The organism is Anatilimnocola aquadivae (genome assembly GCF_049819085.1).
GTDB lineage: Bacteria > Planctomycetota > Planctomycetia > Pirellulales > Pirellulaceae > Anatilimnocola.
Genome location: NZ_CP187419.1, coordinates 3,227,733 through 3,242,458 on the forward strand (window position 1 = coordinate 3,227,733; position 14,726 = coordinate 3,242,458).

Genomic DNA, 14,726 nt, shown 5'->3' on the forward strand with positions numbered 1-14,726 from the left:
TGCTGGCTCCGTAGCTCAACTGGTCAGAGCATCTGACTCTTAATCAGAGGGTTCTCGGTTCGAGTCCGAGCGGAGCCACTATCGCTGTGCGTTGTACCAGTTCGCACAGACACGACTAAAGCCGCAATCTGTAATGGGTTGCGGCTTTCTTTGTTTCTTGCGGTGACAGAATCGTGGCGTACAATGGCACGATTGTGAATTCACACGCGTCGGCTCAATGAGGAGTGACGGGATGAAAAACCTGCTGCTCCCCGCTGCTGCGATCGCACTCGCCGCCATCGGTTGCATGCTCGCTTCTTGTGAGCGGGGGGCATCGTCGCAGCTTGAAAACTCCGCGCGAGAGGCCGAGTCGACCAAGGTCGTCGTCTCAACAGCGGCCAGCACTCAGGAACTGATGGAAACCCTCGCCGTCGAGTTCGCGCAGCAATCGAAAGTGACGATCCAGGTGAATCCGGGGCCGTCGAGCGGCCTGGCGAAGCAGATTATTGAAGGCGCGCCTGCGGACCTGTTGCTCTCCGCGAGTCGCGAGTGGGCTGCGAAGGTTTCCGCCGCCGAGCTGGTAAAAAGCTCGCAAGAGCTGCTGACCAACCGGCTCGTGCTCATCGTGCCGAAGGGCAACCCTGCCGCGATCAAGGGACCTCAGGATTTGCTCTCGGATCAGGTAATGAAAATCGCGCTGGCCGGCGAAAACGTGCCCGCGGGAAAGTATGCCGACCAGGCGCTGACAAAGCTGGAACTGCTCGCCAGGCTGACGGCTGATCAGAAGATCGCCCGCGCTCAGGATGTGCGTGGTGCTCTCGGTTTTGTGGAACGTGGCGAGGCCGAAGCGGGCATCGTCTATTCGACCGATGTGATCGCTCCTGATGTCGAGGTGGTGCACGAATTCGATCCGAGCCTGCACGATGAGATCGTCTATGTCCTGGTGTTGCTCGAACACGGCGCGACAAACGCTGACGCCCGTTCGTTCTTCGAGTATCTACAGTCAGACGCCGCCAACACGATCTATACGAAGGCCGGCTTCAGCCGGATCAAGTAGCAGGCAACGAATGACTGCCCCCGAGTGGCAAGCCACACAACTTACCCTGCTGGTTGCCTTGACGGCGGTGATCTTCAGTTTGCCCCCTGCCATTGCCATTGGCTGGTTGCTCGCCAAGGTGAAAGTTCCCGGCAAGTTCTTGCTAGAAACAGCCGTCAATCTGCCGCTCGTGATGCCGCCCATCGTCACCGGCTATCTGCTGCTCGTGCTGTTCGGCCGTCGCGGCTTCTTGGGGCCGCTGTTGGAGAACGTGTTCGGGCTCCGTTTTGTGTTCGATTGGAAAGGTGCCGCCTTGGCATCTGCCGTGGTTGGCTTTCCGTTGCTGGTGCGACCGATTCGTCAGGCATTCGAGGCCATCGACAATCGCTTGCTGCAGGCCGCACAGACCCTGGGAGCAAAGCCTTGGGACAGCTTTTTTACGATCGCCTTGCCGCTGGCTGTTCCCGGCATTCTGAGTGGAGCAGTACTGGCCTTCGCCCGCAGCATGGGCGAGTTTGGTGCGACGATCATGATCGCCGGCAACATTCCGGGCGAGACGCGAACCATCCCGCTGTTCGTCTACTCGCAACTCGACGCGCCGGATGGTTTTGCCAATGTTTATCGCCTCGTGATTGTCTCCATCGTGATCTCAGCCATCGCATTGTTGGCGGGAGAGATCATGGAACGAATGGGGCGACGACGGTTGCAGGGAGCGGGTGCTTAGCCGCATGAGTGCCTTGCAATTCGATTGTCGCTTCGCCTATCCGACTGGCTTCACGCTGAATCAGGCGTTTGCCATTGGCCATGGAATTACGGCACTCGCCGGCCCATCAGGTTCCGGCAAAACCACCATCCTGCATTTGATTGCAGGCATTCTGCGGCCCAGCGCCGGCCAGATTGTGATGGGCGAGCGAGTGCTGTTCGATTCCAGCCGTGGAATCAACCTGCCGCTGCATCGGCGCGGCGTGGGACTGGTGTTTCAGGACTATCAGCTTTTCCCGCACCTGACTGTCGCAGGAAACCTGCGCTACGGAGCATCGCGCGCCACTTCACCAATCAGTGACTTGAATCCACTCGTCGCAGCGCTCGAGTTAAAGCCGCTGCTCGATCGCTACCCAGCGTCTTTGAGTGGTGGCCAACGGCAGCGAGTGGCGTTGGGAAGAGCCATCGCGAGTAACCCGTCGCTTCTGCTGCTCGACGAACCCGTCAGTGCTCTCGATCCCGCGCTCAAGGCCAGCGTGATCGACTACCTGGCTGCCACGCTCCAGAGCTTTCCGATTCCCACGCTGCTCGTCACCCACGACCTGCCCTCGGTTGAGGCCGTCTGCACCGAGATCATTCGGCTCCCCAGCTAGGTCCATATGGCGCGCAAAAGACCGTCGCCGTTACACCAACTTGTCCAACCAGAAACTCGAAATTAGACGGCAAAGTGCAGTATTCCTCGAGAAATATCGACACTGGTGTCCAACTTCGCACCCGCTAATTGGACACCCCCCTTTTGCGGTTCAAGCGTTACGGAAGTTGATTCGCTTCGCCGCCACCACGGCTGCCAGTGGCACGCCAGGCCACCATATCGACGCTATCCGTCACGGTGCGCGTTGAACCATCACACATGGCAACATTGACGGTACTCGGATGCAGGCTGCGAGCGGCAAAGTGCCCGCTATCCAGCCCTGCGGCTCGCATGCAGTCGCGGGCTTTGTAGTTGGGCGGCAAGGTATGGTTGTAATAGGCCGTCATGAACACGCCACCGCGGTAATATTGCCCGCCGCGATAATTCCAGGTCGTAGCGCTCGGCGTGGCGCAGCCGGGAGGAATCGTCTGGTCGCTGGCGGCAACATCCCAGGTTGCCGCGGGGATTTCATTCGCCACATACAAAGTTTGATGCGGAGCCGGGGCTGTGACCGGGCCACGAACACATTCCGAGAACATGGCTGTGTTGCTGGTGCCGTCGGTAATCTCGGCCATCCGAATTTGCGAACTGCGGAAAAACACCCCCGTCGAAGCCAGGCGAACACCATTGTCGGTTCCTGACCAATTCGCACGATCGCCGACATTGGGCATGTAGTTGTTGCGGCCCGCAGGACCGTTGCTTGTGTACCGAACGGGGGCTCCGTCGGAGGGGCACAAAAAGATCTTTACGTCCTGAGCTCGCGCCGTGGCATTGGCCGCTCCGTTGAAATCGGCGGTCCAGTCAAAGGCGTTTGCTCGATTTCCCTGTTCGAGAAAAGGCAGCAAAAAGCACAGCACGGTTGCGTTCGTCGGCGCCTGATGGCCAGCCGGAAAGCGTAGGATCGTATCGTGATAGTTATGCGCTGCCAGCGAAAGTTGCCGCAAGTGATTGACGCACTGCGCACGACGGGCAGCTTCGCGAGCGGCCTGAATAGCGGGTAAGAGAAGCGCCACCAGCACGCCGATGATGGCAATGACGACAAGCAGTTCGACCAAGGTAAAACCGCGACGCAACTTCGCTGTCATGTTGCTCTCCACCTAATGGGGATCGATCCGATGCTGAGATTAGACTCCGATTGTTTGGCAATTTCCATCGTTTGTCAACAAAATGTCTTGACGCGCCGGTTGCAAAACCCGCAATCGTGTTTTGCGGTAGCATTGTCGCCACGCTTCGCCGTGGCGCATCTATTCCCCGTGCAATCTACTTCCCGTACCGTAACTGCCGAATGAGGCCATGCGTGGAAAAGCCGCCGCCGATGCCGTAGAGCCGGCGGACGGTGACAGCCGCCCGCTGCTTTTGGTAACTACTTAGCGAGCGTTCGATTTCACCAGCCAGTTGGGCCACCACAGGCTGCATCGCCGCTTGAAAGAGATGGTAACGACGCGCGCGGGAGGGTGCTCGCTTGAGTTGTTCGGCCTGCTCGTGCGTGACTTGAAACTGCTTCACCAGCTGATTGGTGAAATTGTTGCCAGCCTGGCCAAAGGTGCGGAACCAAAGCCCGCTTGCGGAAGAGATGAGCACGCTGGTGGAACTGACGCCAATATCGACTACGGCAATCGCGGTGTCGTCTTCGCCAGCAGGCTTCTCGTCCCCAGCACCTGGCGTAGCAAACTCAAAGCGAATCGCATTGTGAAGTGCCACGCATTCGCTCTGCAGAACGGAAACCTCGATGCCCGCGCGCTTGAACAGCGAGACACGCTCCAGCACATGCGACGAGCGAGCCGCGACGATCATGACTCGCCGGGGCGAATCATCTTTGGCTGCAATGCCAGTCGCTTCATTGAGGACGTAGTAAGCCCACTTCAACTCTTCGAGCGGAATCGGGAATTGATGCTTCGCCTCGAATTGCACTGCGGCCGGAACTTTCTTTGCCGGCAGTGGAGGCAGTTCACAAAAGCGGCCGAGGACGCGCTGGGCAGAGATCGTGGTAATGATCTGGCAGCCCTTCAGATCGTGCCGGCTCGCGAAGTCGGTCAGCGTTTTCTCTTGCACCTCACCGCGCAACATGTCGGCGTCGGCTCCACCCAACGACGTGGCGTGCTGAAGATGCTCGCAAGCGGCGATCGAAATGTCGCCTGTCTTTTCATCGCGAACTAACTTGATCGCTTTCAGCGCGTGATCGCCGACGTCGATTCCCCAGGCCATCGCCGGGGCTTTGCGGCCGAACACGCTCTTGAATTGCGAGAGGACGCTTCCCTTCTCCGCCGTCATCAAGTTGAGGGGCACTTCGGCCTGCTCGACACCTTGGAGCGCGAGCCCCAGGGCGACAAAGAACTCGCCCGGATGTTCCTTCAAGGTTAACTTCACCTTTTCGTCGCCGGGCGCTTTGTTGCCAGGCGCTTTGTCGGCAGGTACCAGTCGCGTGAAGTTGGCGAGCCAATCCACGGGTGGACCAACGGCCGATTTGATCGCCGGTGGCTGCCAATCCGGAACCCCTAGCCGCGCATCGGTTGGCAACTTCGTGAGCCGATTCACCAGACGTTGCCGAAGTTTCGAGACCTCTTCGTTCTGCGGTACGAACTTGGCCAGTTTGTCGGCCAGTGCCAAGAGCGAATCGTCGGCTAGCGGCGCATTGTTCAGCGTATCGAGCAGCGTCGATAGCTCGGCTGCGGTGTCTGCCAGGGCGGTGATCTCCGGCGTGCGAAACGTATCCGGGATTTGATCGAGCAACGTCAGCGCTTCGGCATACTTGCCTGAGGCGACCTTGGCTTTGGCCTGCTTGTAGAAATATTCGCGCAGTTGGTTGGCAATGCCGACCGCCTGCGCATGTCCCGGCTTCAGAGCCAGCAAGCGTTCGATGCGCAGCAGCAAACCGGTGAAGGCCTTGGTCTCCATGGCCTGGCGAATCTCGCCGCTGAGTTGCAACAGTTCTTGTCGAGACGCTTGAGCCCGGTCAAGCAACTTGTCGATGGCCGGTGTTCGCAGCGCAGGATGAACCTCACTGAGGAGGGAAATTGCCTGTTCGTACGAATGCTCGGCCACCAGTTGTTGGCAGCGTGATAAGGTTTCTTCGGTCTGCGCGCGAAGTTGAGGTCGGCGTTGTTCGATCTGCTCGATCGCGGCCAGTGCTTCACGGGCTAACGACTCAAACCGTACATCATCGATGGCAGCCAGTTTTCGGTATCGCGAAATCGCAGTATCAAATTGATATGCTTCGGCCGCTTGCTGGGCGCTGGCAAGTTGCTCTCGATAGCTCCGCTCTTTGCCATCGAGTTCACCGCGAATGTTCGCACCGCAGCCGCCACAGAACCGCTCGTTGACGGAACACTCCGCCGCGCATTGCGGGCACTTCTCCCACAGGGGCTGGCCGCAGTCACCGCAAAAACGGCGATTCGCCGCGTTGGGTTGCGAGCAGTTGCGGCAGCAAACACTGTTGCCTGCGGCAGCCACCGCGGTCGATGACGGTTGCGGAGTGTTGCTGTTCGCTCGGCGGCGAATCTGAGCATCCAGAACGGCCTTGCGCTCGGCATCACAGAGCAGCTCGATCGCATTCTGCAATTCGCGGCGCAGCGACTCCAGCCGTTCGCTATCGTGGGAATCGCTGTGAGCTTCCAGCAGATCCATTTGCCGATTAAAGGCGACGCGCAGCTTGGAGAGTTCCGTTTCGAGCGGCGTGGCGCGCAGCAGCTGATAGGCATTCAGCGGCCGCGTTTCGTCGTTGATCTTCAGCCAGTCGCGATAGGGGTCGAAATCGATAGCGGGGGCGGACATGGTCATAGGAGATACGTGCTTGCGAGTGATTTACGGAGTGACCGCGAATTGGACCTTGTAGCGCAGTTCGCCCAAGCGGGGATGGGTCGACTTCAATACCAGTTCCCCTTCCGGCGAACCGAGATACTGACAAGCGGGCGCTGAAGCAGGTACTTCGATGCTGAGTTCGTACAAGCCAGAAGCAGCGTCTTCGCCCTGACGTTCTTGCAGACTGACCTTCAGAAACGCCGGCGATACTTCAATCGAGCAATCACCCAGGCTGCGCTCGATGTCGCGGATTTTGCCGCGGACGACGAACTTTTTGGTCCGGCCGCGCGGAATATCGCCGAGGTCAATCACGCCGTCACCGCGAATTGCGGGACCAAACAGCGCGAAGCGACGGAGCACCGTCCCATGCATCGCGAGTTGAAATTCTTCGGTTGCCGTCGCGTGCGAATCGGCAGATGCGTCTGTCTCCGTGGCGGGTCGCTTGACTTCGATTCGCAAACTGTCGGTAAAGCTGCCCGAAGCCAGGCTGCCAGGAACGGTGAGTCGGACGCGACGAACCGCTTTGGCCTTCAAATCAGGAGCGGCGGTTGGCTCCATCGGCAACACTTGCCATTTCAGGTCCTGGATGCCGCACTTGATGTTGGCAACTTCGAGTTCGTCCCACATCTGCGAGTAAAGCAGAAACTCAGCCTCTTCGTCTTGGCCTGGATCGATGTTGGGCACAATCAGTTCTTCGACGTTGGCCCCAACGAGAACGCGAACGGTTCCTTCGACCACCAACTCGATCTTGCGGTGAAAGGCGTCGTTGGTGGTTACCACGGCACCATGGGTGAATTGCAGATTGCGGCCCGTGTTCCATTCCAGGGTCACCTTGGTCTCGCCACCGGGTTCGACTTCTTTTTTGCTCAGGCCCCCGAGCGTGCATTTGCAGGTGGTGGATTCGATATCCACTAATAGGGGCGCTGTACCAACATTGCGAATGACAAACTCGTGTTTGCCCGTAGTGAGCGGATTCATCGTGCCAAAGTTGTATTCCTTTTCAGGCAACATGGCCCGTGGCAACTTGGGAGCGGAGGCATCGTCTTTGAACGCTGCGGGGTTCAGGTACTCCGGCGTGACTACCGCGCCGCCGTTCTCACCAATGACCACGCGCACGCCTTCGGTCTTGCTGTGTTTAAAGAGAAACACACTTTGCGATGCCAAGGCCACGACGCCTACGCCGCCTAGCACAAAAACCAGCAGGCAAACCAAGAAGCCTTTATTCATTGCTCATTTCCCAGCACATTCAGCGGACTGATTTAACTAGATACGCCACGAGGCAGACGGCTTGCATGTGCCGTCTGCCTGTGGCTGTTCAAGGCAAGCGGGTAGAGACTACCCAAGCTTGCTTATTCTTCGAGCTTGCCCTTGGTCAGGCGTTGCAAAAACACACCGTTGAACATTTCGCCAGGTTGGATTTCCAACGTGCCGTCGTTGTAACCAATCGAGGCTTGTTCGGCGGCGGTGATGCCAGTCACGGCATAACCAGGATTGAGGAAGCCGTCGCCGTTGGCGTCGGCAAATTCCTTCACGCTGCCATCGGCCATGACGATGTTGCAGGTCGCACCCTTGCCACCACCGTGAACGGCGAACCAGTCACGGGTGTCTTGCAGGTAAGTGCGAGTCCCCATCGGGCCGGTCGGAGGTGGGCAATTGTTCTTGAAATCGCAGTCGAGCTGATCGCTCAACACGGCGCTCTTCGCAATCAACTTGACCGACTTGGCACCGGCATCGAAGTAGGCGGGACCATCGTTCATCGTTTCCGACAGAAGTTGACCAGCGCTGGCCCACACGCGACGTTGCTTGCTGTTCAGAGCGGCCGAGATGAAGTCGTTGGCATCGTCACCATTCTGTTCGATGGTGTGGCTGAGAGTCGCTTCGTTGATGTCGCCCGGAGCGGCATCGCCCAGCAGCGGAATCGACGAGGTTGGCACATTGGCCGTTTCGGCCACGCGACGAGTCAAACCGCCGAGCGTGGTGCTCAGACCCTTCACGCCAGCCTTCGAGTCTTCCGTGCCGATGCCCGTGGGACGCACGATGACGTCCATCATGCTGTCCTGGGTTCGCACACCGGTGCGGGCAAAGTGCCAGCTCGAGGCGTAGTTGCTGCTCAGACCTTCAGCGAAGAAAGCGTGGGCAACGACGAAAGGACGCTTCGGATCCATCGAGGCGAGACCAGTTCCGGCAAAGGCAGTGCCGCTACCGCCACCGATGTTCTTGTAGGTGCTCTTGCCGCACTGACCGGCGCTCAAGCGCGAAGCAGGCACGCCGTCTTTGCCACCGTTGCTGGTGTCGCCACCGAGCAATTCGTTCGTCTTTTCTGAATGGAGCATCGGATTGCTCGGGCAGGTCATTTCGCCTGGCTTGCCAGCGGCAATCTTGGCCAGGTCAGAAACCCAGCCGTAGGTATCGGTGCAACCATCGCGCAGGTAGTCGTAGGCACCTGTGCACAGGCGGCCTTGTGGGTCTTTGTCGGCATGCAGGTGAAACCCAATGCCGAACTGACGCAGGTTGTTCTTGCACTGCGCGCCACGCGCAGCTTCACGAGCTTTGCTGATCGCAGGGAGCAGCAAGGCGACCAAGATGCCGATGATCGAAATGACCACCAACAACTCGATCAAGGTAAACGCACCACGAATCGATTTTTTCATCCCCCAAACCCTCCAATAAAACTCAATTTCCAACCAACACGTAGGAACAGAAGCAGCGGTCGCTGCTAAAACTTCTTGGGATCCAGTGCGAACGAGCTATGCAGTTCGCCGGTGACGATATCGGGATCGCCATTGGCGAAGCCGCCAATCGCACCGAAGCCGTTATTCAAATAGCCGTCGCGATTCTTGTCGGCGAGACTGCGCACGCTGCCATCGGCAAACGCCACATTGCACGAGCTGCGATGCACGACACCGAAGCCGCGATAGTCCTGCAGCACTTGCTTTTGCCACACCGCCCACCAGCCGGTCGGCCCATTGCGACTGGTGCCGTTGGGAAACGTCGGCGTGAGCATGGACGAAATCAACACCGGGCCTTGGGTGAACGACCGCGCGGTCGCGGCACCTGCAGGTGAATCTTCGAAATCGATGGGCAGCGGCTTTTGCGTCACCAGGCCGCCATCGCCCAGCAGCGGAACAAAGCTGGAAGGCGTCGAAGAGGTATCGAGAATCGCTGTGCGAAGTGGTCCGGAAGAGCAATGCTTGTTCGCCAACGAAGCCGGTCCGCAACTCATGAACGCGAGCTGCAAATTGCCGGACGAATTGACGATGGGTTCGCCGCGGACGAGATACCAGCTGGCAGCGTAGTTGGTGTTATAGAACTCGTCGTAGATCTCTGTTTGGACCAGCGAGTTGCGCTGCGCACTGCCGGGTGCCAGATTGCTTTCGACGATCGTGCGACACGGATTCGACAGCATGGTGCCATCGGGCTGAGCAGAGGCGGGCGTGCCCAAGCGGGGCACGCAGGTATCCATCGCAAATCCGCCAGCTGGCGCGGTGAGCAGGTCGTAATACGTTTCCGAAACACGCGCGCTGTTCGAGGGACACAGCATCTTGCCCGTCGGTGTTCCCACCTTCACCAGGTCGGCAACCCAGCCTTTTTCTGTCACCGCTCCATCGTTGAGCCAATCGAAAGCACCGCTGCAGAGTTGCTCGTTGCTTCGTTCCGCACGACCTAACAGGCCAATGGCAATCTGCCGCAAATTGTTTTGGCAGGCAGCAGAGCGGGCCGTTTCGCGAGCCACACCCAGCGCGGGCAAGAGCAGCGCGACGAGCAGTCCGATGATCGAGATCACCACCAGCATTTCCACGAGCGTGAAAGCGCCGGACGAGCGAGTTCGTTGACTGCGGTAAGTTCGAAAATGTTTGTATCGCGGATCGATTGCTTTGGCAGGCATCGAACAATCTCCAGTTCGCGAATCCATTCGCACTCGTTGGGAGGGAGGCAAGCACCGAGTTGAGGTCCATGTGGCAAGCATTAGGGTGGACCTGCATTCAGGCTGCGTGTGTCTCGCATGAAGAAGTGATAAAGATGCCTTCGAGTTGAGATTTGCACATGACGCAAGGTGGCAGCTCTGTGGCACTTATGCGTCAACGTGCAGCCGTTGCGTGATCCATGCGTAGAGTTTTAGAAGCCGCATATTGGCTTTTGATGAGCGCGAGAAGAAAACTCGCAGCGCTCGCCCGTTGAAGCGCTGACGGTCACGCGGAAAGAGATAGTGAGTTCGGTACTCGACTATTGCTGAGTCGAATCTGTGTTGGGCGCACCAGCTTGCAGCCAAGGGAAGATCGCCACCGCCACAGCAGCACCCAAGAGCGGACCCGCGATGTAGATCCAGATTTCCGCAAATCGTCCCGTCAGCAGCGCTGGAGCCAGAGAGCGGGCGGGGTTCATCGAGGCTCCAGAGATGGGCCCGGCGAACATCGCTTCTAAGGCGACCACGCCGCCGACGGCAATGCCCGCCATGACTCCCTTTTCTTTCGATCCGCTCGCCACGCACAGAATCACGAGCATCAGCAGTGCGGTAAGAATCGTTTCCAAAAAGAACGATTGCAGATGAGATCCAGCCGGCAAGGTTGCTCCCAGTGTTGGATGAGACCAGAACAACACTCGCAAACATGCGCTGGCCAGCAAGGCCCCTGTCAGTTGACTGACGAGATAGAGCGGCAGGTCTCTGGTCGGCAAGCGCTTCGAGATCCAGAAGCCAAAGGTAACTGCCGGATTGAGATGTGCCCCGGAAGTTTCGCCCAGGGCATAGATCATCGCCATGACCACCAGGCCAAAGGTCAGCGCGATGCCAACGTGCGTGACGGTACCACCGCTCACTTCGTTGGAAACGATCGCGCCCGTGCCTGCAAACACGAGCGCAAAGGTGCCGATGATCTCCGCGACTGCCTTGTTCATGCTCGCTCTATTCGCAACAGCCAGGCGCGCAGCACTCGCCGACGCCACATTGGTCCTTGGCGAGGCAATCGGTTTGTTTTCCGGACAGCACAAAGGTCAAGGCACTCGAGTCGACTTGCACGTCGGCCAGAGCATATTGAACGGCGATCTCTGCGCCGTACTCGACTTCGACAGGAAGTTCCTCGGTCCCCAAGATGGGCTGGGCCAGCTTGAGAATCTTGGCTAGTTTGCCGGATTCCAAGCGATGATCGACATCGTTGGCAGTCCAAGTTTGCAGCAGGCACGATGCGACATGACGCTGTGTTCCACCGCAGTCGATAAAGACCTTGTCGACACGCCCCACCTCGGTGACGTGAAAGTGGGCGGGGATGAACTCGCCCGACGGGAGTTGCAGTCGTAGTGACGATTCGTTGTTTTGGGCGAGCAAAGTTTGTAGCTGTTGAATGTTCATGACGGTGTTCCTTCGGTTGCATGTTCTGTTTCGAGCCACTGGAGAATGTGCTGCTTGATCTCATCGCGAACGCGCCGAAACTCATTCAGCGTGTCGCTTCCTGAGCCGACAAACGCGGCGGGATCCGCGAAGGGCCAAAACAGCCGTTCGTGCATGCCGGGCCAGATGCGCGGGCATTCTTCATTCGCCCCGTCGCACACAATGGCGAGATAGCGAACTGGGATCTGCCCTAAAAACTGCTTCAAGTGCTTGGGAGATTGCTGGGAGATATCGAGCCCGTCTTCGGCCATGACCCTGACCGCCACGGGGTGGACTTCCCCCTTGGGATCCGTCCCGGCGCTATGCACTTCGAACCGGTCGCCCGCATAATGGCGCAAATAGCCCTCGGCAATCTGGCTGCGGCACGAATTGCCGGTGCAGAGGACCAGAATATTGGGTTTTTGACTCATGGACTCCTCAAAGTTTGTTGTTCAAGTGTCTTCATACAATATTCGCTTAAGCGAATGCCTGTCTGACAAAACAGCCCGCGATGATTACTCGCAGCAGCGGTCCCGAACGACCTGGACTTGCTCGGCGTCCTTGGCAAACCGCGACAGCTGGCCACAACTTTGGATGCAGTTGCGAAGCGCTTGATCGAACTCGGTGACCAGCGGGCTTAGCTGGTAGTAGCTCCAAACCCCTTCCTTGCGCACCGTCACCAGACCCACCTTGCGAAGATAGGCCAGATGGCGAGAGGCGGTCGGTTGCGGGCAATCGAGCACCGACACGATGTCGCAAACGCACAACTCACCGGTTACCAGCAAGTGCAAGATTCGCAGCCTCGTCCGGTCGGCCAAGGCCCGAAAAACGAACTCGGGTTTGATGGTTGCTGTTTTCATATATTCGCCTAAGCGAATATTAGGCGGGCCGTGTTTGCCGGTCAAGACAGCCCTGCGGAAATACGGCGGGCAGTGATCGGGAAGCTGTGATCTGGAAATCGCCGTTTGACAAAGAATCACCCGTCGAGCAGATTTCAGGTCCGTGCGTTTGCCGGAAGCTGATTCGCTCGCGGGGCGAGCGTGAACAGCAGATTAGGTGCGCCCAGTCGTGACCAGACTAGTCATAGAGATGCGTATCATTAACTGCAGAGTAAATCATTAATTGATTGGCATGTGTCGTTCAGCTAGATAGTGCGTTGTGGAGATGTAGTATGTCAATGGCTATCGAGACGTTCACAGATACTTGCGAACTAGGGAGCGGTAGTCGCCCTAGACCAAACTGGGGTTCCGGTGTCGACGCGCGGCAAGGCCTCCGCCGAAGAGGGGTGCAAATTGGTTATCAAACGGTTATCGCGCGGACCGGCATATTACCACCAGTTATCGGACCGAAGTGTCGGCCAGCGTGGGCGTTAGTTGCGGTTGGCGAGCATCGAAATATTGCGCGAAAAAGTTATCACCCTTTGGTTGTCGAGCGAGGAGCGAAGTCGGCTGTCGAGACTCGGCGCAGGGGGCGAGTGTTTGCCATAAATCATTCGCAAGGATTCGCCCCCAAAGGTTATCGACGATGCGATTCGAGCGGCGACAACACGATAAGCTGAGTGCCGACTGAGTTGCGTTCCCAATCAAACTCCGAAAATTAGAAGCAGGAACCATGACGATCATCGAGCGAGTGTTTGCGCGCGAAGTGCTGGATAGTCGCGGTAAGCCGACCGTGGAAGCGGAAGTGCGCCTAGCCAATGGCGTGATGGGAACAGCCATCGCTCCTTCCGGCGCGAGTACTGGTTCGGCAGAAGCCTGCGAACTGCGTGATGGCGATCCGGAGCGCTACGATGGGCAAGGGGTACTGCGCGCAGTGCGGAATGTGAACGAAATTATTGCGCCGGTATTGATTGGCGAGGAAGTCGATTGTCAGGAGAAGATCGACTGCACGATGAGCCAACTCGACGGCACGCCCAACAAATCGAACCTCGGTGCGAACGCCATCCTGGCTGTTTCGCTGGCAGTGGCGCAAGCGGCGGCAGCAGCCCAGGGCCAGCCACTGTTCGCTCATTTGAGTCGACGGTTCGCGGAACAACGCCCCCAGATTCCGGTGCCCATGACGAACATGATCTCCGGCGGCAAGCATGCGGGAGGTAATCTTGATTTTCAAGACATTCTGATTCAACCGATTGGTGCGCCCGACTATGCCACGGGGCTCGAATGGATTGTGCGGGTGTATCGTCGCCTTGGGAAGTTGCTTGGCGAGGCTGGTTACGAAGGTTACCTGGTGGGCGATGAAGGTGGGTATGGTCCGCGGCTGAAGGGAAATCGTGAAGCGGTCGAGTTCGTGGTGCGCGCGATCGAAGCGGCCAAGTTGCAGCCAGGTGAGCAAGTGACGATTGCCATCGATGTGGCGGCCACGCATTTCTATCGCGATGGCTTTTATCATTTGGCCGCGGAGCAAGGGAAGAAACTGAGCAGCAGCGAACTGGTCGATCGCCTCGAACAATGGGTCAACGATTTTCCGATTACCAGCATTGAGGATGGCCTGGCGGAAGAAGACTGGACTGGCTGGCAGGAACTCACCGCGCGGCTGGGAAAGCGTGCTCACATCGTTGGCGATGATTTGTTCGCGACAAATTGCGAGCGAATTGAGCAAGGCATTGCTCAACGCGCCGGCAATGCCGTGCTGATCAAGATGAACCAGATTGGCACGCTGAGCGAAACATTGGCTGCAGTCCGTCTCGCCAAGCGCGCTGGGTTCGCCATCATCGTTAGTGCCCGCAGCGGAGAATCGGAGGACACTTTCATGAGCGACCTGGCCGTGGCAGTCGCTGCGGATCGCATCAAGGTGGGCTCGATTGCCCGGAGCGAACGGCTGGCGAAATACAATCGCCTGTTACGAATCGCCGAGATGCTGAAGTGAACCGATTTGCGCAGCTCGCTGTAGCGGCAGTTTTAATACGATTTTCAGTGAGCATTTGAGGAACTTATGAATCGCCGCAGAAGTTTTGGCAAAAAGGGCTCAAAATCGCCCGAAAACAGTGAACAAAACACCACTGCAGCGAGCGATAGCACGCAATTGCTAGCACCATTGGTTGTGATAGCTGTGTTGCTGGCTCGCAAGATCGGCGAAATGCATTGTTACGAGTGGATTGACCTTTACACTTTGACCCATCGGTCACAGGGTTGTGATTGATAGTCAGCCTAAGGATTGGC

General features: G+C 57.9%; 13 protein-coding genes and 1 tRNA gene. 5 read left to right on the forward strand and 9 right to left on the reverse strand.

Going from position 1 to position 14,726, the window contains the following annotated elements; translation table 11 throughout:
- The first annotated feature begins 4 nt into the window (after window positions 1-4).
- The 4 genes from NA78x_RS13080 (at window position 5) to NA78x_RS13095 (ending at window position 2,370) form a co-directional block, all read left to right on the forward strand.
- A tRNA-Lys gene (locus NA78x_RS13080) sits at window positions 5-78 on the forward strand.
- A 154-nt stretch (window positions 79-232) separates the two neighbouring features.
- On the forward strand, window positions 233-1,036 hold the full coding sequence (gene modA, locus NA78x_RS13085; RefSeq protein WP_425618898.1) for a molybdate ABC transporter substrate-binding protein: 804 nt from the start codon (window positions 233-235) through the stop codon (window positions 1,034-1,036).
- Between the two features lie 10 nt (window positions 1,037-1,046).
- Complete coding sequence (modB, locus tag NA78x_RS13090) at window positions 1,047-1,739, forward strand: molybdate ABC transporter permease subunit (RefSeq protein WP_425618899.1); 693 nt, start codon at window positions 1,047-1,049, stop codon at window positions 1,737-1,739.
- A 4-nt stretch (window positions 1,740-1,743) separates the two neighbouring features.
- Complete coding sequence (locus NA78x_RS13095) at window positions 1,744-2,370, forward strand: ATP-binding cassette domain-containing protein (RefSeq protein ID WP_425618900.1); 627 nt, start codon at window positions 1,744-1,746, stop codon at window positions 2,368-2,370.
- 157 nt (window positions 2,371-2,527) lie between these two features.
- Here the strand turns inward: NA78x_RS13095 and NA78x_RS13100 are convergent, their stop codons facing one another.
- The 9 genes from NA78x_RS13100 to NA78x_RS13140 form a co-directional block, all read right to left on the reverse strand.
- Entirely contained in the window at window positions 2,528-3,493 is a 966-nt protein-coding gene (locus NA78x_RS13100) for a DUF1559 domain-containing protein (RefSeq protein WP_425618901.1), read from the reverse strand.
- Window positions 3,494-3,668: 175 nt separating this feature from the next.
- Window positions 3,669-6,185: a pilus assembly protein PilM gene (gene pilM / locus NA78x_RS13105; protein ID WP_425618902.1), complete on the reverse strand. Its 2,517-nt coding sequence runs from the start codon at window positions 6,183-6,185 to the stop codon at window positions 3,669-3,671.
- A 24-nt stretch (window positions 6,186-6,209) separates the two neighbouring features.
- Window positions 6,210-7,433 carry a DUF1573 domain-containing protein gene (locus NA78x_RS13110; protein WP_425618903.1) on the reverse strand — a complete coding sequence of 408 codons (1,224 nt, stop codon included), beginning with the start codon at window positions 7,431-7,433 and terminating at the stop codon, window positions 6,210-6,212.
- A 122-nt stretch (window positions 7,434-7,555) separates the two neighbouring features.
- A complete protein-coding gene (locus NA78x_RS13115; protein WP_425618904.1) occupies window positions 7,556-8,857 on the reverse strand; it encodes a DUF1559 domain-containing protein in 1,302 nt (433 codons plus the stop codon).
- 65 nt (window positions 8,858-8,922) lie between these two features.
- Complete coding sequence (locus NA78x_RS13120; protein ID WP_425618905.1) at window positions 8,923-10,092, reverse strand: DUF1559 domain-containing protein; 1,170 nt, start codon at window positions 10,090-10,092, stop codon at window positions 8,923-8,925.
- A 338-nt stretch (window positions 10,093-10,430) separates the two neighbouring features.
- On the reverse strand, window positions 10,431-11,099 hold the full coding sequence (locus NA78x_RS13125) for an MIP family channel protein (protein WP_425618906.1): 669 nt from the start codon (window positions 11,097-11,099) through the stop codon (window positions 10,431-10,433).
- A gap of 7 nt (window positions 11,100-11,106) precedes the next feature.
- Window positions 11,107-11,550, reverse strand: a complete 444-nt coding sequence (locus NA78x_RS13130) for a DUF6428 family protein (RefSeq protein ID WP_425618907.1) — start codon at window positions 11,548-11,550, stop codon at window positions 11,107-11,109.
- Complete coding sequence (locus tag NA78x_RS13135) at window positions 11,547-11,999, reverse strand: arsenate reductase ArsC (RefSeq protein ID WP_425618908.1); 453 nt, start codon at window positions 11,997-11,999, stop codon at window positions 11,547-11,549. Before NA78x_RS13135 ends, NA78x_RS13130 begins: the two co-directional genes overlap by 4 nt.
- An 84-nt stretch (window positions 12,000-12,083) precedes the next feature.
- Window positions 12,084-12,428 (reverse strand): ArsR/SmtB family transcription factor, encoded by a 345-nt coding sequence (locus tag NA78x_RS13140; RefSeq protein WP_425618909.1) that lies wholly within the window; start codon window positions 12,426-12,428, stop codon window positions 12,084-12,086.
- A 751-nt stretch (window positions 12,429-13,179) separates the two neighbouring features.
- Here NA78x_RS13140 and eno point away from each other — a divergent pair.
- Window positions 13,180-14,433, forward strand: a complete 1,254-nt coding sequence (eno, locus tag NA78x_RS13145) for a phosphopyruvate hydratase (protein ID WP_425618910.1) — start codon at window positions 13,180-13,182, stop codon at window positions 14,431-14,433.
- Window positions 14,434-14,726 lie beyond the last annotated feature (293 nt).

Bases quoted from the DNA above. Each gene is read 5' to 3' on its own strand.
- NA78x_RS13100 (WP_425618901.1), bottom strand. From the start codon at position 3,493: ATGACAGCGAAGTTGCGTCGCGGTTTTACCTTGGTCGAACTGCTTGTC.
- NA78x_RS13135 (WP_425618908.1), bottom strand. From the start codon at position 11,999: ATGAGTCAAAAACCCAATATTCTGGTCCTCTGCACCGGCAATTCGTGC.
- NA78x_RS13110 (WP_425618903.1), bottom strand. From the start codon at position 7,433: ATGAATAAAGGCTTCTTGGTTTGCCTGCTGGTTTTTGTGCTAGGCGGC.
- modB (WP_425618899.1), top strand. From the start codon at position 1,047: ATGACTGCCCCCGAGTGGCAAGCCACACAACTTACCCTGCTGGTTGCC.
- NA78x_RS13120 (WP_425618905.1), bottom strand. From the start codon at position 10,092: ATGCCTGCCAAAGCAATCGATCCGCGATACAAACATTTTCGAACTTAC.
- NA78x_RS13115 (WP_425618904.1), bottom strand. From the start codon at position 8,857: ATGAAAAAATCGATTCGTGGTGCGTTTACCTTGATCGAGTTGTTGGTG.
- NA78x_RS13095 (WP_425618900.1), top strand. From the start codon at position 1,744: ATGAGTGCCTTGCAATTCGATTGTCGCTTCGCCTATCCGACTGGCTTC.
- eno (WP_425618910.1), top strand. From the start codon at position 13,180: ATGACGATCATCGAGCGAGTGTTTGCGCGCGAAGTGCTGGATAGTCGC.
- modA (WP_425618898.1), top strand. From the start codon at position 233: ATGAAAAACCTGCTGCTCCCCGCTGCTGCGATCGCACTCGCCGCCATC.
- pilM (WP_425618902.1), bottom strand. From the start codon at position 6,185: ATGACCATGTCCGCCCCCGCTATCGATTTCGACCCCTATCGCGACTGG.
- NA78x_RS13140 (WP_425618909.1), bottom strand. From the start codon at position 12,428: ATGAAAACAGCAACCATCAAACCCGAGTTCGTTTTTCGGGCCTTGGCC.
- NA78x_RS13130 (WP_425618907.1), bottom strand. From the start codon at position 11,550: ATGAACATTCAACAGCTACAAACTTTGCTCGCCCAAAACAACGAATCG.
- NA78x_RS13125 (WP_425618906.1), bottom strand. From the start codon at position 11,099: ATGAACAAGGCAGTCGCGGAGATCATCGGCACCTTTGCGCTCGTGTTT.